The sequence below is a fragment of the Pseudomonas sp. 3296 genome (assembly GCF_031456615.1).
Lineage (GTDB): Bacteria > Pseudomonadota > Gammaproteobacteria > Pseudomonadales > Pseudomonadaceae > Aquipseudomonas > Aquipseudomonas mucoides.
Window position 1 is genome coordinate 321,592 of the sequence record NZ_JAVDUY010000004.1, and the last position, 19,257, is coordinate 340,848.

16 protein-coding genes are annotated in these 19,257 nt (G+C 59.7%); 2 read left to right on the top strand and 14 right to left on the bottom strand.

Annotated features, from left to right (window positions below; genetic code table 11):
- Positions 1-21: 21 nt before the first annotated feature.
- The 6 genes from J2X66_RS12705 to J2X66_RS12730 form a co-directional block, all read right to left on the bottom strand.
- Positions 22-201, bottom strand: coding sequence for a hypothetical protein (locus tag J2X66_RS12705; RefSeq protein WP_059180948.1), 180 nt, complete (start codon positions 199-201; stop codon positions 22-24).
- Between the two features lie 156 nt (positions 202-357).
- Positions 358-1,503 (bottom strand): lactonase family protein, encoded by a 1,146-nt coding sequence (locus J2X66_RS12710; protein ID WP_310265265.1) that lies wholly within the window; start codon positions 1,501-1,503, stop codon positions 358-360.
- A 22-nt stretch (positions 1,504-1,525) separates the two neighbouring features.
- Positions 1,526-1,834 carry a DUF5629 family protein gene (locus tag J2X66_RS12715; RefSeq protein WP_310264739.1) on the bottom strand — a complete coding sequence of 103 codons (309 nt, stop codon included), beginning with the start codon at positions 1,832-1,834 and terminating at the stop codon, positions 1,526-1,528.
- 139 nt (positions 1,835-1,973) lie between these two features.
- A complete protein-coding gene (locus tag J2X66_RS12720; protein ID WP_310264742.1) occupies positions 1,974-3,554 on the bottom strand; it encodes an aldehyde dehydrogenase (NADP(+)) in 1,581 nt (526 codons plus the stop codon).
- Between the two features lie 10 nt (positions 3,555-3,564).
- Positions 3,565-4,557 carry an AraD1 family protein gene (gene araD1 / locus J2X66_RS12725; RefSeq protein ID WP_310264744.1) on the bottom strand — a complete coding sequence of 331 codons (993 nt, stop codon included), beginning with the start codon at positions 4,555-4,557 and terminating at the stop codon, positions 3,565-3,567.
- Positions 4,558-4,724: 167 nt separating this feature from the next.
- Positions 4,725-6,047: an MFS transporter gene (locus J2X66_RS12730; protein ID WP_310264745.1), complete on the bottom strand. Its 1,323-nt coding sequence runs from the start codon at positions 6,045-6,047 to the stop codon at positions 4,725-4,727.
- Positions 6,048-6,240: 193 nt separating this feature from the next.
- On the opposite strand from J2X66_RS12730, the gene J2X66_RS12735 reads away from it, so the two are divergent.
- Positions 6,241-7,977, top strand: coding sequence for an IlvD/Edd family dehydratase (locus J2X66_RS12735; RefSeq protein ID WP_194939972.1), 1,737 nt, complete (start codon positions 6,241-6,243; stop codon positions 7,975-7,977).
- A 123-nt stretch (positions 7,978-8,100) separates the two neighbouring features.
- Positions 8,101-8,820 (top strand): FadR/GntR family transcriptional regulator, encoded by a 720-nt coding sequence (locus J2X66_RS12740; RefSeq protein ID WP_310265267.1) that lies wholly within the window; start codon positions 8,101-8,103, stop codon positions 8,818-8,820.
- 86 nt (positions 8,821-8,906) lie between these two features.
- On the opposite strand, the gene J2X66_RS12745 is transcribed toward J2X66_RS12740, so the two are convergent.
- The 8 genes from J2X66_RS12745 to J2X66_RS12780 all read right to left on the bottom strand — a co-directional run bounded on the left by J2X66_RS12745 (position 8,907) and on the right by J2X66_RS12780 (position 19,208).
- Positions 8,907-11,282 carry an RND family transporter gene (locus J2X66_RS12745; protein ID WP_405046770.1) on the bottom strand — a complete coding sequence of 792 codons (2,376 nt, stop codon included), beginning with the start codon at positions 11,280-11,282 and terminating at the stop codon, positions 8,907-8,909.
- A gap of 25 nt (positions 11,283-11,307) precedes the next feature.
- Positions 11,308-12,360, bottom strand: a complete 1,053-nt coding sequence (locus J2X66_RS12750) for a YCF48-related protein (RefSeq protein WP_310264749.1) — start codon at positions 12,358-12,360, stop codon at positions 11,308-11,310.
- Between the two features lie 330 nt (positions 12,361-12,690).
- Positions 12,691-15,348, bottom strand: a complete 2,658-nt coding sequence (pepN, locus tag J2X66_RS12755; RefSeq protein WP_310264751.1) for an aminopeptidase N — start codon at positions 15,346-15,348, stop codon at positions 12,691-12,693.
- Positions 15,349-15,358: 10 nt separating this feature from the next.
- The gene (locus J2X66_RS12760) at positions 15,359-16,189 is read right to left on the bottom strand and encodes a DUF2797 domain-containing protein (RefSeq protein WP_310265269.1); all 831 of its coding nucleotides are present in this window, start codon (positions 16,187-16,189) and stop codon (positions 15,359-15,361) included.
- Positions 16,186-16,446: a YeaC family protein gene (locus J2X66_RS12765; protein ID WP_123435606.1), complete on the bottom strand. Its 261-nt coding sequence runs from the start codon at positions 16,444-16,446 to the stop codon at positions 16,186-16,188. Before J2X66_RS12765 ends, J2X66_RS12760 begins: the two co-directional genes overlap by 4 nt.
- A gap of 34 nt (positions 16,447-16,480) precedes the next feature.
- Positions 16,481-17,350 (bottom strand): rhomboid family intramembrane serine protease, encoded by an 870-nt coding sequence (locus J2X66_RS12770; RefSeq protein WP_310264754.1) that lies wholly within the window; start codon positions 17,348-17,350, stop codon positions 16,481-16,483.
- Positions 17,347-18,321 carry a metallophosphoesterase gene (locus J2X66_RS12775; protein WP_371258947.1) on the bottom strand — a complete coding sequence of 325 codons (975 nt, stop codon included), beginning with the start codon at positions 18,319-18,321 and terminating at the stop codon, positions 17,347-17,349. Before J2X66_RS12775 ends, J2X66_RS12770 begins: the two co-directional genes overlap by 4 nt.
- The gene (locus tag J2X66_RS12780) at positions 18,318-19,208 is read right to left on the bottom strand and encodes an NAD(+) kinase (RefSeq protein WP_027923400.1); all 891 of its coding nucleotides are present in this window, start codon (positions 19,206-19,208) and stop codon (positions 18,318-18,320) included. Before J2X66_RS12780 ends, J2X66_RS12775 begins: the two co-directional genes overlap by 4 nt.
- Between the last annotated feature and the right edge of the window lie 49 nt (positions 19,209-19,257).

The window sequence follows — 19,257 nt, forward strand, 5'->3', positions numbered from 1 at the left end:
AAAAGGTGCAGGGCTGGAATTTCAGGCTTGGGTTTTGTGATCCAGAGCGGCGTAGAAGTTGGCGCTCTGTTGCAGGTATTTCTGGGTGTAGCTCTGAGCGTGGGATTTTTTCTCGCTGATTTCAACGTTGGCGCTGGCTGGCAGAGCAACGGTGGCGGAGATGGCGGAAGCGGCGATTACAGAGAAGAGATTGAAGTTCATGGCGGTATTCCTCGGATTCAGTTGGCTTGCTTGCCCGGTGGGGCCGTGAAGCAAACTTAACCTTCGAGGGTCCGCGTCTTGAAATGCTTTGTAGCATTAGCAGATATCAGCATCATTAATAGAAGGATGCAGGCCCCTTGTACCGGGGCCTGCGGCCTATTGACGCAGCATGAACTTGAGGTCGCTTGGCGCGTCCATCGGCAGCTTTTGCACGGTTTTGCCCAGCAAACCGGTCTTGGCATCGCGTTCGACGACGACAATCTGGTTGCTCTTCTGGTTGGCAATCAACACAAATTGGCCACTGGGATCGAGGCTGAATTCGCGCGGATGGTCGCCGTCCACGGAGCGTCGCTGCAATTCCTTGAGCTGGCCAGTCGCCGGGTCGATGGCAAACACCAGCAACTGATTGGCGGTGCCACGGTTGCTGACGTAGAGGAATTTGCCATCCGCGGAGGCATGCAGCGCCGCCGCGGCCTTATCAGACGCGGGCTGACCCGCTGCCAGGTCAACTATCTGCGTTTGCTCCAGCGTGCCGTCCTTGTAATCGAACACGGCCACCTGAGCACTCATTTCCAGGGTCAGCCAGGCATGCTTGCCATCGGCGCTGAACAGCAGATGACGCGGCCCGCTGCCTGGCGGCAACTGGACTGACGCCGGTTTGGCCGGCGTCAATGGCAAGTCCGGGTTGGCCTTGGGGTCGAAGCGATAGACAAAGACCTTGTCAGCGCCCAGGTCATTGGAGAACACGTACCGACCGTCTGGCGAGGAAATCGTCGAGTGCACGTGAGCCGACATCTGCCGCTCAGGGTTGACCCGACTCGAGGGATGACTGCTCATCTGCACTACGCTGCTGAGTTTTCCGTCTGCGCCCACGGGCAACACAGCGAGGGTGCCGCCCGGATCTTCAGCCACCGAGTAGTTGCTGACGAACAGATGACTGCCATCAACGCTGAGGCTCGAATGAGTCGGCTCATTGCCCAGGCTCTGCACCTGATTGCTCAGGCTCAGGGCATGGGTCTTGGGGTCGATCGCATAACTGCTGACGCGCCCGACTGGATCGTTCTGTCCCGGACCATTTTCGTTGACCACGAACAGCCGATGCTGATCCTTGGACAGGGCCAGCCAGGACGGGTTTTCACTCTTGATGACTTGCAGAGGCTTGGGGTTGATCTGCCCGGTCGAGCTGTCGAAATTCAGGCGATAAATGCCTTGGCTCTGACCCGCCGTGTAGGAACCCACCAGTAACTGATAGTCCTCGGCCGAGGCCATCTGAACGCCCATAGCACCGATACTGCCCGCCATCAGCAGAGGCCAAAAATTACGCTTACCCACGCTCATCGTCCTCGTCCTCGTCCTCGTCCTCGTCGTCACCGGCGCTGAACGCGGTCACGCACACCAGGCGGTGTTCGCCGGAACTGCCCGTGATCAGCCAGCTTTGCAGGTCTGGATCGAAGGTCGCGGCTTCGACTTCGGCCGGGGTGAATTCCCAGTGCTTGGACACACGACCGTCGATGCATTCGATGTGCAAGTTGTCGTCTTCATCGAGGGAGAATTCGAATGCATGCAACCCGTCGATTTCCACCATGTCGCAGTGTTCGAGCGTGTTGAGCAAAGTGTCGGCTTGGGCAGTCATGGCAATCAATCTTTGAATGGGAAAGACGCAATGATAGCTCAATGTGCTTGCAGCCCAATGCCGAACACAAAACTCCGACACAACACCAACCCACTGTGGGAGCGAGCTTGCTCGCTCCCACAGGGTCCGTTTCCGGCTGTTAGAGGGCTTCTCTGGACGGCTGCCCATCCACCAACCGCTGGATACGCAGCGGATTTCCATTCTTCAACGCGTCCGGCAGCAAGCTGTCCGGGTAGTTCTGGAAGCACACCGGGCGCAGGAAACGGTCAATCGCCAAAGTGCCCACCGATGTGCCGCGTGCATCGGATGTTGCCGGGTACGGTCCACCATGGACCATCGAATCGCACACTTCCACACCGGTCGGATAACCATTGAGCAGAATCCGCCCGACCTTTTGCTCCAGCAGCGCCGTCAGTTCGCCGAACTGTTCAAAGTCCGCCGGATCGCCAATGATCGTCGCCGTGAGCTGGCCATGCAGCCCGTTCAGTGCAGCGCTCAGTTGTGCCTGATCGGCCACTTCCACCACCACCGTGGTCGGACCGAAAACCTCTTCCTGCAAGGCTTCGTCGCCCTTGAGCAACAGGTCGACGTCAGCCTTGAACAATTGCGGCTGAGCCTGATTGCCCTGTTGCGCGTTGCCCGCCAGATGCGAAATGCCCGGGTGCGCGAGGAGTTTTTCCAGGCCTTTGCCATAGCTGCTCAAGGTCCCGGCATTGAGCATGGTTTGCGCCGGTTGGTCGTTGATCAACCAGGCCACCTGCTGCACAAACACGCTGAACTGCGGCGAACGAATCCCAATCACCAATCCGGGATTGGTACAGAACTGACCACAACCTTGAACCACCGACGCTGTCAGGTCTCGGGCGACCGTTTCAGCGCGGCTGTGCAACGCCTGCGGCAACACAATCACCGGGTTGATGCTCGACATTTCAGCGAACACCGGGATCGGCTGCGCGCGTGCAGCGGCCATGTCGCACAAGGCTCGACCGCCCTTCAACGAGCCGGTGAAGCCGACGGCCTGAATTGCCGGATGCTTGACCAGCGCTTCGCCGACCCCGCCACCGTAGATCATGTTGAACACACCGGCCGGCATGCCGGTTTTTTCCGCGGCACGCACGATCGCGTCAGCTACCCATTCGGCCGTGGCCATGTGGCCACCGTGCGCCTTGAACACCACCGGGCAGCCCGCCGCCAGGGCCGAGGCGGTGTCGCCGCCGGCCGTCGAGAACGCCAACGGAAAATTGCTCGCCCCGAACACGGCCACCGGGCCGAGCCCGATACGGTATTGGCGCAAATCCGGACGTGGCAGTGGTGTGCGTTCGGGCAATGCTTTATCGATCCGCGCACCGTAAAAATCACCGCGACGCAGCACCTTGGCGAACAAGCGCATCTGGCCGCTGGTGCGAGCGCGTTCGCCTTGAATACGGCCAGCAGGCAGCGCGGTTTCGCGGCAGACCACGGCGACGAACTCGTCACCCAGCGCGTCCAGTTCATCGGCAATTGCATCGAGGAATTGCGCACGACGTTCCGCGCTCAAGCTGCGATAGGCCGGGTAAGCGGTCGCTGCAGCCTTGGCGGCGGCGTCCACTTCTTCCGGGGTGGCCTGGTAGAAATCGTGTGGCAAGGCTTCGCCGGTGCTGGCATCGATGCTCTGGAGTTTGAGTGAGCCGACAGCGCTACGCTGGCCACCGATGTAGTTGTGTCCAAGGATCAGGGTCATGCGTATCTCCTTAAAGGGTGCCGACGGTGCCGGGTTCGAACGCCGCTGGCGCCAGTTCGATGCCGTTGATCAACGGTGCACCAAACTCGGCCTGGCTGATTTCAAACACATCACCCGGCCGCGTACGAATACCGTCGGCGAACGACAGGGTCGCGGTGCCGAAGAAATGAATGTGCACGTCCCCCGGACGCAGGAACTGGCTGTATTTGAAATGGTGATATTCGAGGTTTTCCAGGCTGTGGCACATGTTGGCTTCGCCGCTGAGAAACTCGTTCTGCCACAGCACTTCGCCGTCGCGCAGGATGCGGCTGGTGCCGGCCAGGTGTTGGGGTAATTCGCCGACCCGAAGCTCCGGGCCGTAACTGCAACTGCGCAATTTGGAGTGCGCCAGGTACAGGTAATTTTTACGTTCCATGACGTGGTCGGAGAATTCGTTGCCGACGGCATAACCGAGGCGATAAGGCTTGCTGTCGTGACCGATCACGTAGAGGCCGCTGAGCTCGGGCTCTTCACCGGCGTCTTCGGCGAACGGTGGCAGCGGGAACGGGTGGCCGGGCCGAACGACGATGCTGCCGTCGCCCTTGTAGAACCATTCCGGTTGTACGCCGGCCTGCCCCGCGTCCGGCTTACCGCCCTCCACGCCCCATTTGAAGATGCGCATGGTGTCGGTCATAGCCGCTTCGTCACCGGCCTGCTGATGCATTTTGTCCCGCGCCGAGGCGCTGCCCAAATGGGTCAGGCCGGTGCCGCTGACCAGCATATGCGCCGGGTCCGGGTGGTCCAGCGGTGGCAGGATGCGCAGCGCGGCGAGCAGTTCGGCGTAGTTGTGGCTGATGCCCAGGCCCAGGGCGTTTACTTGCTGCTGCAGAGTGGTGCCGGCTTCAATGGCTGCCAGTGCCAGGTCGCGAACGGTATGCGCGTTCTGCACTTCACGGACCAGACTGTCCTCGACGACACCGACGCGGCGCTCACCGTTACTCAATTCGAATTGAACCAAACGCATGAATATTCTCCTGTTTATTCGAAACACCACCGATCTCCCTGTAGGAGTGAACCTGCTCGCGATGAGGCCATCACATTCAACATTGATGACGACTGATACACCGCTATCGTCGTAACGACGCCCGGAGCCGGCTCACTCCTACAGTTGATTGGTGTTAATCCTGAGATTCAAGTACGGGTTGCACCTCGGGCGCTAGCGGCAAACTGATCCGCCGGCAGCACATGCCTGCGCTCCAGCAACCGGTAAACCACGCCCGTCAGCACCAGCCCGAACACCATCACACCCGACAGGAAATACAGCCCCGACGCCAGGTTGCCGGTGTACTCCTTGAGCGCTCCGATCACGAACGGACCGATGTAACCGCCCAGATTGCCCACCGAGTTGATCAAGGCGATCCCGGCCGCCGCACTGGCCCCGGCAAAGAATCGACCCGGCAAAGTCCAGAACACTGCCGTGCAGGAAAACAGCGCAAACGCCACCAGACACAGCGCCGCCAGTTGCAACACCGGCACCGTCAGCCAGGCGCTGAGGAACAGGCCGATGGCACCCAGTACATACAGCACGGCCAGGTGACCGTAGCGGTCATTCAATCGGTCGGAACTGCGAGGAATGATCAACAAGCCGATGATTCCGAAAATGTACGGCACTGCTGAAACGAAACCGGTCACAAGGTCACTGCCGCCGAACTGTTTGATCAGCGTCGGCAACCACAGACCCAAGCCATAAATGCTCAACGTCACTGGCAGATAGAACAGCGCGAGCAGCAGCACACGTTTGTCCTTGAGTGCGTGCAACGGATTGCCGTGACGGGTCTGGCCGTATTCCTCGAGGTCCTTTTTCAGCTCGCCGGACAACCAGTCCTTCTCGGCCTGGTCCATCCATTTCACCTGTTGTGGGCCGTCAGGCAGGAAACGCAGCACCGGCCAGGTCAGCAGGATCGCCGGTGTTCCGATGACGATGAACAACCACTGCCAGCCGTGCAAACCAAGGGTGCCGTCCATGCCGAGCAAGCCGCCGGACACAGGGCCGGTGACCATCATCGCGATGGGTTGGGAAAGGATGAACAGACCGAGGATCTTGCCGCGATGGCGAATCGGGAACCACTGCGTGATGTAGTACAGAACGCCGGGGAAGAACCCGGCTTCCGCCGCACCGAGCAGAAAGCGCATCACATAGAAGCTCTGCGGTCCCTGAACGAAGGCCATGCCGATGGTGATTGCGCCCCAGGTGATCATGATCCGCGCAAACCAGCGTCGTGCGCCAAAGCGATCGAGCATCAGGTTGCTGGGAATTTCAAACAGGAAATAGCCAATGAAGAACAGCCCGGCACCCAAGCCGTAAGCGGCATCGCCGAGGCCGATGTCGGCGCCCATGTGCAGCTTGGCGAAGCCTACGGCGGAGCGATCCACATAGGCGATCAGGTACAGCAGGATCAGGAAGGGAATCAGTTTCAGCGTGATGCGACGGATAAGCCGCAGTTCCTGGCTCATGAGATCGGTCTCCGATTGTTGTTGTTATAGAACCTCGGGGGCCGCCTCTCGCCGAAAACAACCAGGGCCAACCCTCCGTTGAAATCGACTATATAGTATTACTAATTAACCAACAACACTTCCAAACTGGTGAATTTGAGCCTATGTTACGCCGTAGCCTTAACAATATAGTCATACAATAAGAGAATCGATCATGTCTGATAAGAAACCCACCCTGCGCTCCGCCCAATGGTTTGGCACCGCCGACAAGAACGGCTTCATGTACCGCAGCTGGATGAAGAATCAGGGCATCGCCGACCACCAGTTCCAGGGCAAGCCAATTATCGGCATCTGCAATACATGGTCGGAATTGACCCCGTGCAACGCGCACTTCCGCCAGATCGCGGAGCACGTCAAACGCGGGGTGATCGAGGCCGGTGGCTGGCCGGTTGAATTCCCGGTGTTCTCCAATGGCGAATCGAATCTGCGCCCGACTGCCATGTTCACCCGCAACCTGACGAGCATGGACGTCGAAGAAGCCATTCGCGGCAACCCGATTGATGGCGTGGTGTTGCTGACCGGTTGTGACAAAACTACCCCGGCGCTGCTGATGGGCGCGGCCAGTTGCGACGTGCCGGCGATCGTCGTCACCGGCGGTCCGATGCTCAACGGCAAGCACAAGGGCAAGGACATCGGTTCGGGCACGGTGGTCTGGCAGCTCAGCGAACAAGTGAAAGCCGGCACCATCACACTCGACGACTTCCTCGCAGCCGAGGGTGGCATGTCCCGTTCGGCGGGCACTTGCAACACCATGGGCACGGCATCGACCATGGCCTGCATGGCCGAAGCACTGGGCACTTCCCTGCCCCACAACGCGGCGATTCCGGCGGTTGATTCACGCCGCTATGTCCTCGCGCACATGTCCGGCATGCGTGCGGTGGAGATGGTTCGCGAAGACTTGAAGCTGTCGAAAATCCTTACGAAAGAAGCCTTTGAAAACGCCATTCGCGTCAACGCCGCCATTGGCGGTTCGACCAACGCCGTAATCCATTTGAAAGCCATCGCCGGCCGCATCGGCGTGGATCTGGAACTGGACGACTGGACCCGTATCGGTCGCGGCATGCCGACCATCGTCGACCTGCAACCGTCCGGGCGCTTTCTGATGGAAGAGTTCTACTACGCCGGCGGCTTGCCCGCCGTGCTGCGCCGTCTCGGTGAGGCCAACCTGATCCCGCACCCGAATGCCTTGACTGTCAACGGCAAGACCCTCGGCGAGAACACCAAGGACGCGCCGATCTATGGCGAGGACGAAGTCATCCGCACCCTCGACAACCCGATCCGCGCCGACGGCGGCATCTGCGTGTTGCGCGGCAACCTGGCGCCACTCGGTGCGGTGCTCAAGCCGTCCGCAGCCACGGCAGAACTGATGCAGCATCGCGGGCGTGCGGTGGTGTTCGAGAACTTCGACATGTATAAGGCGCGGATCAACGATCCGGAACTGGACGTCGACGCCAACTCGATCCTGGTGATGAAGAACTGCGGGCCGAAGGGTTACCCAGGCATGGCTGAAGTCGGCAACATGGGGTTGCCGGCCAAGTTGCTCGCCCAAGGTGTGACCGACATGGTGCGCATTTCCGATGCGCGCATGAGTGGCACCGCCTACGGCACCGTGGTCTTGCACGTCGCACCGGAGGCGGCGGCAGGTGGGCCATTGGCGGCGGTGAAGGAAGGTGACTGGATTGAGCTGGACTGCGCCAGCGGCCGTTTGCACCTGGATATTCCGGATGCTGAACTGGCGGCGCGGATGGCGGACTTGCAGCCACCGCAACAGATGATCCTGGGCGGCTATCGTCAGCTGTACATCGACCATGTGCTGCAGGCGGATCAGGGTTGCGATTTCGACTTCCTGGTCGGCTGCCGCGGCGCAGAGGTCCCCCGCCACTCTCACTAACCCCGCTGCCCCCCTGTGGGAGCGAGTAGCCTCGCTCCCACATTTGCTTTGCACCTGCCTCAAGATCCCGTCGTGCCTGTTATCATGCGCGACACCCCCACGCACAGGACCGCGCCGTTCCCCATGGATTACCGCAAACCCTCCGACCGCAAAAGCATGCACTCGCGCATTGTCCAGGAACTGGGCATGCAGATCGTTTCCGGGCGCTTCAAGCCGGACGACAAACTGCCCGCCGAAGCCCTGTTGTGTGAGGAGTATGCGGTCAGCCGCCCGGTGCTGCGCGAGGCCACCCGAGTATTGGTTGCCAAAGGCCTGGTGTATTCGCGTCCGCGAGTGGGCACGGTGGTCAAGCAGCGCAAGGAGTGGCACATGCTCGACCCGGACGTTTTGCATTGGTTGATGCAAAGCAGCCCGCAGAATCAGTTTTTCGATTTGCTCACCAGTGTGCGCAGCATCATCGAACCCGCCGCCGCTGCACTCGCCGCGCAGTTCGCCACGGAAGCAGACATCGCGTCCATCGGCGAAGCCTACCAGCGCATGGAAGCGGCGCCGACCCCGGAAGCGTTGCTGCAACCGGACCTGGACTTCCACAGCCGCATCGCCGATGCAACCCACAACGATTTGCTGGCCAACCTGTGCAACATGCTGTCGGTGGCGATTGCCGAAGCCTTGAAGCATTCGAACCAGCGACCGAATCTGCACGAACTGGCGCTGCCCCGGCACAAGGCAATCCTCACAGCCATCGAGAATCGCGACGCCCTCGGCGCACGGCATGCGACGCTGGTGCAGCTGGATGATGCGCGCAGTGCGTTGAATGTGGTGTTGGGTAGCGATCACTCATAGTCACCACAAATCCAATGTGGGAGCGTCAACCTTCAGATGTAAAAAAGCCGCAATCAGGGTTGCGGCTTTTTTGTTCCAGGCAAGAATCAGTGAGCGAACAGCGAGTTGCCCTTCTGCCCGGCCAGTTTCTCCGGTTTGATCAGGAAACGTGCCAGCGCCGGCAACAGCCACAGCGCGCCGAACATGTTCCAGAGCAGCATGAAGGTCAGCATCAGCCCCATGTCAGCCTGGAACTTGATGGCCGAGAAGATCCAGGTGCACACGCCGATGGCCAGGCACAGACCGGTGAACAACACGGCTTTACCGGTAGACTTCAGCGTCTGGTAATAGGCTTCTTGCAACGGCAGACCGGCACGCAGGAAGCTTTCCAGACGGCTGTAGATGTAAATGCCGTAGTCCACGCCAATCCCTACACCCAGCGCAACCACCGGCAGGGTCGCCACTTTCACACCGATACCCATGAAGGCCATCAGGGCGTTGCCGAGTACCGAGGTCAGCACCAGTGGCAACACGATGCACAAGGTCGCCGCCCACGAACGGAAGGTGATCATGCACATGGTCGCGACACAGATGTAGACGAGGATCAGGATGGTCAGCTCGGATTCCTTGATCACCTCGTTGGTAGCCGCCTCGATGCCGGCGTTACCGGCGGCGAGGATGAATTCCAGACCGTCCTTGTTGTTCTCCTTGGCGAAGTCCTGCACGGCATGCACCGCGCGATCCAGCGTTGCCGCCTTGTGATCGTTGAGGAACACCAGCACCGGCGCCAGGGAGCAACTGTTGTTGTACAGGCCATCGGCACGCGCAATGGAGTTGTTCAGCACGTCCGGGTTACGCGACAGGGTTTCCCATTTCAGGTTGCCCTCGTTCATGCCCTTGATCATCTGCTTGGACACGGTCACCAGGGAAATCGCCGACTGCACACCCTCGGTGTTCTGCATCTTCCACATCAGCTCATCGATCGGCGCCATGGCTTCATAGCGTGAGCAACCTTCTGCCTTGGTCTTGACCATCACCACCAACACATCGGAACTGGTGGAGTAGTTGCTGATGATGAAGTTGTTGTCCTTGTTGTAGCGCGAGTCCGGACGCAGTTCTGGCGCGCCCTGATCGAGGTCACCGATTTTCAGGTTCTGGCTGTACCAGAGGCCGCCACCGAAGGCGATCAAGGCAAGGAAGATCGACACCGGCGCGACTTTTTTACTGGCAAAGTTCGACAGCAGGCGCCAGAACGGGTGTTCGCGGTGTGCGTCTTTCTTGCTGCGCTCAACGGCTCGCTTGCTGATACCGACGTAGGAAATCGCCACCGGCAGCAGGATCAGGTTAGTGAACACGATCACGGCCACGCCAATGGACGCGCCGATGGCCAGTTCACGAATCACACCGATATCAATGATCAGCAGCGTAATGAAACCCACCGCATCCGCGAGGATCGCGATCATCCCCGGCAGGAACAGCTGACGGAACGTGCGTCGCGCAGCGGTCAGTGCGTTATCGGCCTCACTGGATTGCAAGGCGATACCGTTGATCTTCTGTACGCCGTGGGAAATACCAATGGCGAAGATCAGGAACGGCACCAGCATCGAGTAAGGATCGAGCCCGAAGCCGAAGAAGTGCATCAACCCCAACTGCCAGACCACCGCCACCAGGGTGGTACTGAGTACCGCCACGGTGCTGCGCATGCAGTTGGTGAACCAGTACAGCAGGATCAGCGTGATGATGAAGGCGACGCCGAAGAACATCACCACCATGACCAGGCCATCGATCAGGTCGCCGACTTTCTTGGCGAAACCGACGATATGGATCTTGACGTTGGGGTTCTGCACTTCGAACTTGTTGCGAATCTTGTCTTCAAGTTCGTGGGAGAACTGGCGGTAGTCCAGCGCCATCAACTTGCCCTGGTCCTGCGGGTCCGGGTAGGACTCCAACAGCGGGATGTCGACGATGCTCGACTTGAAGTCGTTGGCCACCAGCCGCCCGACCTGCCCGGACTTGAGGACGTTGTTGCGCAGCAGATCGAGGCTTTGCTGGGAACCGTTGTAGCTTTGCGGGATCACTTCACCCCCGGCGAAGCCTTCCTCCGTCACCTCGGTCCAGCGCACGCTCGGGCTCCACAGCGACTTGAGGCCGGAGCGGTCGACGCCGGAAATGTAGAACACCTCGTCGTTGATCTGACGCAGGGTCTCCATGTATTCCTTGGAGAAGATATCGCCGTCAGTCGCTTCCACCGAGATGCGCACGGTGTTGCCCAGGTTCGCCAGATCGTTGCGGTGCTCCATCATCTTTTGAATGAAGGGATGCTCGAGCGGGATCATTTTTTCGAAACTGGTGGACGGCCGGATCAGCGTCGCCTGCCAGAACAGGAAAATACTGACCAGCAGGCAGATCGTGATCACTGCCGGGCGGTTGTTGAAAATCAGGCGCTCAAGAAACGTCGCCTTGTCCTGGTGATGACTTGTCATGGATGTCATAGCTCCGCCCTTCTTATTATTTGCCCAGCTCTGAGCCGGTTGGCGAAGTAGCGCGAACGCCGCCCTGTCCTGCCAGAATCAGATTGCCATTGCCCGCCGCCGTCACTGCCGAAACGGAAATGCGATCCGGACGGTTGAACACGCTGAAGGTTTCGCCGTTGTCGTTGCTGCGGATCACCGAGCCGCCGTTGCCGACGATCACGATGGAACCGTCGTCGAGCAGGGTTGCGCCGGACAACCCGAACTCCAGCGCGCCGCGAGCGGCTTTCAGCTCAACCTGCTCCCAGGTGCTGCCGAAATCCGTAGAGCGGTAGAGATTGCCGCGCAGGCCGTAAGCCAGCAGCGTATTGGCCTGTGCTGTGCCGATCACGCCGAACAGCGAACCTTGGTACGGGCTTTCGAGTTTTTCCCAGGTCTGGCCCCAGTCGGCAGAGCGGAACATGCTGCCCTGTTCGCCGACGATGAACAGCCCGGCATCCTTGACCGATGCGATGCCGTTGAGGTGGAACTGGTCTTCGTTGTCCAGGCGATCACTGGCGTCTTCCCAGTGCTTGCCACCGTCGGTGGTTTCCAGCAGCGCGCCATACGCGCCCACGGCAAAGCCGCTGTTGACGTCCTTGAACCAGACATCGAGCAGCGGTGCTTCGCGTTTCAAATCTTCGAATTGCTTGGTCCAGGTGGCGCCACCGTCCTCGCTGGCGAGGATCTGAGCGTCATGGCCGACGGCCCAGCCGTGTTTGTCATCGACGAAAAACACCGAGGTCAGCAGTGCGCGGGTTGGCACCTTGGCTTGAACCCAGGTTGCGCCCTGGTCGTCGGAATACAGGATATGCCCGCGATCACCGACCGCCACCAGGCGCTTGCCGGCGTGGACGACATCGAGCATCAGGCTTTTGACGGCCTTGGCAGATTCAATGGCAAAAACAGTATCGGATGCTGGCGCGGCAGCGGCCAGCGCAGGTGCCGACAATGCGGCACAGCCCAACAGCGAGAGCGCTGTAGCCAGCAACGCGAATTTGCGCAGTGCCGGCGGGCGGCAGATACCCACACCCATGACAGGCTCACTCATAGACCTTCCCCCATTATTATTGTTAGGTCGTTCAACCTTTCAGGGCGCCGTAAGGTGGCTCGTGGTGATTGGCTGTTTGGAGCTTAGTCCTGAAACGCGCAATCTAGAGCCCCTTCGGAAGCTGGCTTATCCTATCGGGGTTTGGAAAGGTCTGACAATCGACGCCACGTTATCTTTTGTTAACCTGACGGGGATGGGGTTTGGCTGAATGATTGGGTATCAGGTTAGGTGATTGGGGTTTTAGTGGTCGGTGTACATCAGTAGGCAGTCAAAGCACAAAAGTCAGTTCCCACAGGGTCCGAGTGAACCCTGAGGGAGAAAAAACCAGACTCAGGCCAGACTCTTGCTTACGACTTCAAACACATCGCTGGACAACTGACCCGAAGCACGAATCCGCTCCAGCTCGCCTTTCATCAACGCCTGACGCGCATCATCATACTTGCGCCAGCGAGTCAGCGGCGCCAACTGCCGGGAAGCGATCTGCGGGTTAAACCCGTTCAACTCGATCACCAGATCCGCCAGGAAGCGATACCCTGAACCATCCGCCGCATGGAAGTTGATCAGGTTCTGCCCGGCAAACGCACCGACCAGCGCGCGAACCTTGTTCGGGTTCTTCATGTTGAAGGCCGGATGCTGCATCAACTGACGCACACGCTCCAGACCACCCGGCAACGTACTGCCCGCCTGAACACTAAACCACTGATCCATGACCAGCGGATTGTCCTTGAAGTGCTCGGCAAAACTTGTCAGTGCCTTGGCCTTCTCTGCTTCAAACGACGAATTGACCAACACCGCCAACGCCGTCAGGCGCTCGGTCATGTTATCGCTCGCCTCGAACTGCTCAAGCGTCGCCGCCAACACTTCCGCCTTGCCGCTGAGCATCAAGTACGACAGCGCAATGTTCTGCAACGCGCGACGAGCAAAGTGCTCGGCTTCGGCCACATAAGGGGTCTTCTTCGACAGGTCACGATTGGCCTGATAACGCAGCCACAACGCCTCAAACAAACCTTCAGCCAATTGCTTGCGAGCAAACTCACGGGCAATGTGAATCGCATCGACATCAGCCACTTCGCTGATTTCAGTCAGGTACGCCTCACCCGGCAACGAAAGCATTTCCGCAACCATGGCCTGGTCCAGCGTCTCGTCCGACAACACCGTGCGCAAAGCAGAAATCAGACGCTGATCCAGCACCAGCGTTTCACCCGCCTGATGCTGGGCAATCAGCTCTTGCAGCACCTGAACCGACAATTGCTGACCGGCATCCCAGCGGTTGAAACCATCGCTGTCATGCTGCATCAGGAACATCAATTGATCGCGGTCGTACGGAAAGCTCAGTTTCACCGGCGCCGAGAAACCACGCAGCAATGAAGGCAACGGCTGTTCAGCGATATCGATGAAGGTGAACGTCTGCTCGGCTTCGGTCACCGAGATCACCCGCGATGTGCCCTGAGCGCTGGCTTCGCCGGACAGACGCAAGGCAATCGCCGCGCCTTTGGCGTCCAGCAGGCCCAATTCCACAGGTATCACGAACGGCAGTTTTTCAACCTTGTCCGGGGTCGCCGGGCAGCTTTGACGGAAGGTCAGGCTGTAGGTTTTCGCCGCTGCGTCGTAAGACTCGCTCACCGCCAAGCGCGGTGTACCCGCCTGGCTGTACCAGCGCTTGAATTGCGTCAGGTCGACACCGTTGGCGTCTTCCATCGCCTTGATGAAGTCGTCGCAGGTCACCGCCTGGCCATCGTGGCGGTCGAAATACAGGTCACTGCCTTTGCGGAAGCCCTCGGCCCCGAGCAAGGTATGGATCATGCCGACCACTTCCGAACCCTTTTCATACACGGTCAGGGTATAGAAGTTGGAAATCTCGATGAAGCTGTCCGGGCGCACGGCGTGAGCCATGGGACCGGCGTCTTCGGCAAACTGGTGCGTACGCAGGTAAGCGACGTCCTGGATGCGCTTGACCGTAGCCGAGTTCATGTCCGAGGAGAATCCGGCATCGCGGAACACGGTGAAGCCTTCCTTGAGCGACAGCTGGAACCAGTCGCGGCAGGTCACGCGGTTGCCCGACCAGTTGTGAAAGTATTCGTGGGCGACGATGGCTTCGACGCGCTGGTGTGCGGCATCGGTTGCGGTTTCGGCGCGGGCCAGCACGGCGCTGGAGTTGAAGATGTTGAGGCCCTTGTTCTCCATGGCGCCCATGTTGAAGTCGTTGACCGCGACGATCATGAAGATGTCCAGGTCGTACTCGCGACCGTACACCTCTTCATCCCAGCGCATCGACTTCTTCAGGCTGTTCATGGCGTGCTGGCACTTGTCGATGTTCTCTGGCTCGACGTAGATGCGCAGCGCCACGGAACGCTCGGTCATGGTGGTGAAGGTGTCTTCAACGCACCACAAATCACCGGCCACCAGCGCAAACAGGTACGCCGGCTTCATGAAGGGGTCTTCCCAGGTCGCCCAGTGCCGGCCGTCTTCGCCAGGGCCCGAGGCAATCGGGTTGCCGTTGGACAGCAGCACCGGATAGCTATGCTGATCGGCGACGACCGTGGTGGTGAACTTGCTCATCACGTCCGGGCGGTCGAGGTAATAGGTAATCTTGCGGAAGCCTTCGGCCTCGCACTGGGTGCAGAACATGCCGCTGGATTTGTACAAGCCTTCCAGCGCGGTGTTGGTTTCCGGGTGAATCCTGACGCTGGTGTCGACCGTGAACGTGGTGCTGGTCGGGTGCAGGGTCAGGTGATTGTCCGTCAACTGATAGTCGCTTTCACTCAGCTCGCGATCAGCCAGGGTGACCGACAGCAGCTCCAGCTGCTGACCGTCCAGTACCAACGGCGGCAAGCCAGGGCCGCGCTCGGGATTGCGGCGCATCACCAGTTGCGCATGGACCAGGCTGTGGTCCTCGAACAACTCGAAGGTCAGGTGCGTCTCGTCGATCAGGTACTCGGGCGCCTGATAGTCTTTCAGGTAAATCATCTTCGGTTGTTCGGTGCGCATGCTGGAGTCCTTACTGATGCACGGCGAGCTGATAAGCCGTGTATTTACGAATGTTGATCACGCCGGTGTCGAAGATCAGGTATTGACCCTTGACGCCCAACAGCGTGCCTTCGGCAATTGGATTCTTGTCCAGGTTGAAGCTGACGATCTTGGCCGGGTATTGCTCGACCGGATAGCGGATTTCGAGGGTTTCTACGTCGGCAATGGTCTGAATCGCTTGTAGGCCAAATCGTTCCTGCAAGGTTTGCAGGCCCTCGGCGCAACTGTCGAACAGTTGATCACGCACTTCGGCCAGGTCCACCGACGCCGCTTCCCCTTTGAGCAAGGCACGCCAGTTGGTTTTGTCCGCCACCTGGCTGCGGAACAGGTCTTCGACGAAACCCGACTGCTGACGGGTCGAAACGCGCATGATCGGCAACGCTTGGCGGGCACCCTGATCGATCCAGCGGGTCGGCAGCTGGGTGGCGCGGGTAATCCCGACTTTCACCCCCGACGAGTTGGACAGGTACACGATGTGGTCGGTCATGCAGAACTTCTCGCCCCACTCCGGCTCACGGCAGGTGCCAGCGTCGTAGTGGCAACGCTCGGGGCTCATGATGCAGATGTCACACTGCGCCAGTTTGGTCATGCACGGGTAGCAATAGCCCTGGCTGAAACTGGTTTTGGTCTTGCGCCCGCAATGGGAGCAAAAGATCGCCCCCAGGTATTCCAGGCGTACAGTGGTGCCGATCATTGGATTGACCGGCACCTCGACATCGCCCAGGCGAAACGCGTACTGCACGTCGGACCCATCAAGACGCGCCGACATTTTACTGATTGCACCGCGGCCAATCTCGATCAATGGATGGCATCCGACTTGAACAGAATGTTCGGTACGCTGATCGACTTCGAACTGCATTCCTGCGGGCCCATGTAACCAGTGCGCTGGTCTTCGGGCAGGTTCTGGATTTCCCAGGCGATCATCGCTTGCAACGACAGCTCGCGTTGTTCGGCGGTAAGTTTGCCACCGTCGGACCATTTGCCGATTTCCACCGCCAGTTTCAGGCTCTGGTAGATATCGGGGGTGATGTTTTGGATCATTTCGTTAAAAGAGGACATCTAGGTCTCCGCGCTCTTTACTACATAAACTGTTTTAGGCGGCCAGTTTACGGCGGTTGTACAAACCACCCAACAAACCGGTCAGGCATCCGACGAGCAACCCGCCGACGTGCGCCGCATTGGCGATTTCACCGAAGCCGATCATCGAGACCAGCCCGGACAGGCACAGCACCAGCCACACCAGCATCATCACCAGCACGCCGCGCGGCAGGCGATAAGCCGGGTTCGGTGACAACAGCTGGAAGATCCAGCAATGCCCGAGCAGGCCGTACAGCACGCCGGACAAGCCACCGAACAAGGTCGGACCACTGAAATAATACTGGGCATAGTTTGAGACGAGGCTGAACAGCAACGTCAGGCCGATCAGGTTGATGCTGCCCTGACGCGATTCGATGCGCCGGCCCAGCTCCCAGTACCACATACCGTTCATGGCCAGGTGCAGGATGCCGAAGTGGATCAGCATCGGCGTTATCAGGCGCCACCACTGCCCCGCCGCCAGGCTGTCGGCCAACGGTACGAAATGGATGTACTCGCCGACTACGCGGAAATCGAGGAAGGTCAGCCAGCGCATCGTGTCGAGGTTTTCGCCCAGCAGCGTCACAGCACCGACCAGGATGCTCAGCAGCAAAATCGCCGCGGTCGCCCTGGCGTAACGCAGTTGCTCGACGAAACCGGGGCGCCGAGTGGTTTGCGCTGCCGGAATGTCGAGCTGTTGATCGGGATCACCGGCCGGAAAACGTTCGTACAGCGAACGCACGTCTTCGCTGATGTTGGACGGCACCCACAATACCTGCTCGCCCGCCTCCTCGCTGACGCGGTGCGGCACCTGCATACGCTGCAGCAGTTTGACGAACCCGCTCAAATCCACCGCCAGCGGCAGACGCAATACGGCAACCACACTCATTGCAGCACCTCCGGCCGTTCGACATCGACCCAGACAAATTTATGCGGATCGAGCCGGGTTTCCTGATCCAGCCGATAGGCGACCAGTTTGCCGTAGAGCACGGCGCTGTAATCCAGGCAGGCCAGGTTCGGGCGAATCGGCGCCGGTTTGCCGCTGCGCCAGTAGTGGCCGACGAACAACAGTGGCTCGTCGACGCCATAGCGCAGCAGGGTATTTTTTTCCGTGGACGACAGTGGCGTCCTGGCCACGGGCTCAGGCAATGCGTCGGGCTGGAACACAATGTCTCCGTAGGTTTGCGGGTCGTCCTCCCAGAATTTGGTGCGGAAGAACGAACGCACCAGACCGTCGCCGCTGGTCATGGTCAAGCCATCGGGCAAGCGCATGTCGGTGCCGCGCAGCAACCGGTCGAACACGGTGCAGGCGAAACTGCCCGGCACGGCCGAGGCCTGGAGGAAATGCTCATCGACGCAACCGTTGGGAAACAATCCGCGCAGCGGCTCGATCAGGCCCGAATCCCAGCACGCATGCACCACCCGGAAGCGCCCGGCATCGACGAACAATGGCATTTCGTAGAACCACTGCAGGAAGTCATGCCAGTCACCGGGATGGTCTTCGAACTGGGTCAGGGTTTCACCCAGCAGCCGGGCATGGCGCGGTGTGTGTTCACGGACGAACTGCTTGCCGCTGCCCGGTGGCGCCGGCGTGCTCCAGCCCAGCGCGTTGAATTCATGGTTGCCCATGATGCACAGCGCCTGGCCGGCCTCGACCATGTCATGCACGATGTGCAGCGCCTCGCGAATCCGCGGGCCGCGATCAATGATGTCGCCCACAAACACGGCCATGCGCGACGGATGCCGCCAGACGCCACCTTGTTTGTGGTAACCGAGCCGGTCGAGCAAGTGCTCAAGGGTCAGAGCGCAACCGTGCACGTCACCGATCAGGTCGTAGCTACGCGCGGGATCGAGCATCAGTCGCCTCCACCACCCAATCGACTGCCCCAACCGAGCTTGGTCCGGCAGACTTCGTAGTAGTTGTGGTCAAGCGGATGGATCAGCCGCAGCTTCTGCGCTTTTTTGCTGATGGTGATGGTGTCTCCCGGCGCGCAGGTGAAGTGGTTCTGCCCGTCACAGGAGACTTGCGGGTAAATCTGCATATCTTTGGACACGACGATTTTCAGCTCACTGTTGCCATCGACCACAATCGGCCTGCCCGACAAGGTATGGGGGTACATCGGCACAATCACAATAGCGTCAAGCTTGGGGTGCATGATCGGTCCGCCCGCCGACAGCGCATAGGCCGTCGAACCGGTGGGCGTCGCGACGATCAGGCCGTCGGCCTTCTGGCTGCAGACGAACTGGCCGTCGATGTAGAGCTCGAACTCGATCATCCGCGTTGATTTGCCGGGGTGCAGCACCACATCATTGAGGGCATCGCCCTGACCAATGGCTTCGGCGTGACGGCGGACTTCGGCTTGCAGCAGGAAGCGGTTTTCCACCAGGTAATGGCCGTCGAGCACTTCGGCGACTTTGACTTCCAGCTCGTCGGGGCGGATATCAGTGAGGAAACCGAGGCTGCCACGGTTGATACCGAGCACCGGTATGTTGTGCTTGGCCAGCGCGCGAGCGGCGCCCAGCAGGCTGCCGTCACCGCCGACCACAATCACCATGTCACACACTTCGCCGAGCATCTTGCGGGACGAGGTTTGCAGGCCATGACCGGGAAGGACTTCGGCGATGGTGTCTTCGAGGATCACGTGCAAGTGACGATCGAGCAGAAACCGTTTCAGTCGGCGGACGGTATCCAGCACCTGGGAACTGCCCAGGCGACCGATGATGCCGATATTACGAAATTGCTCCATGGGGTTCCTGCAAGGACGGCGAAAAAGACGATTATGGGCGAAAGCGCGG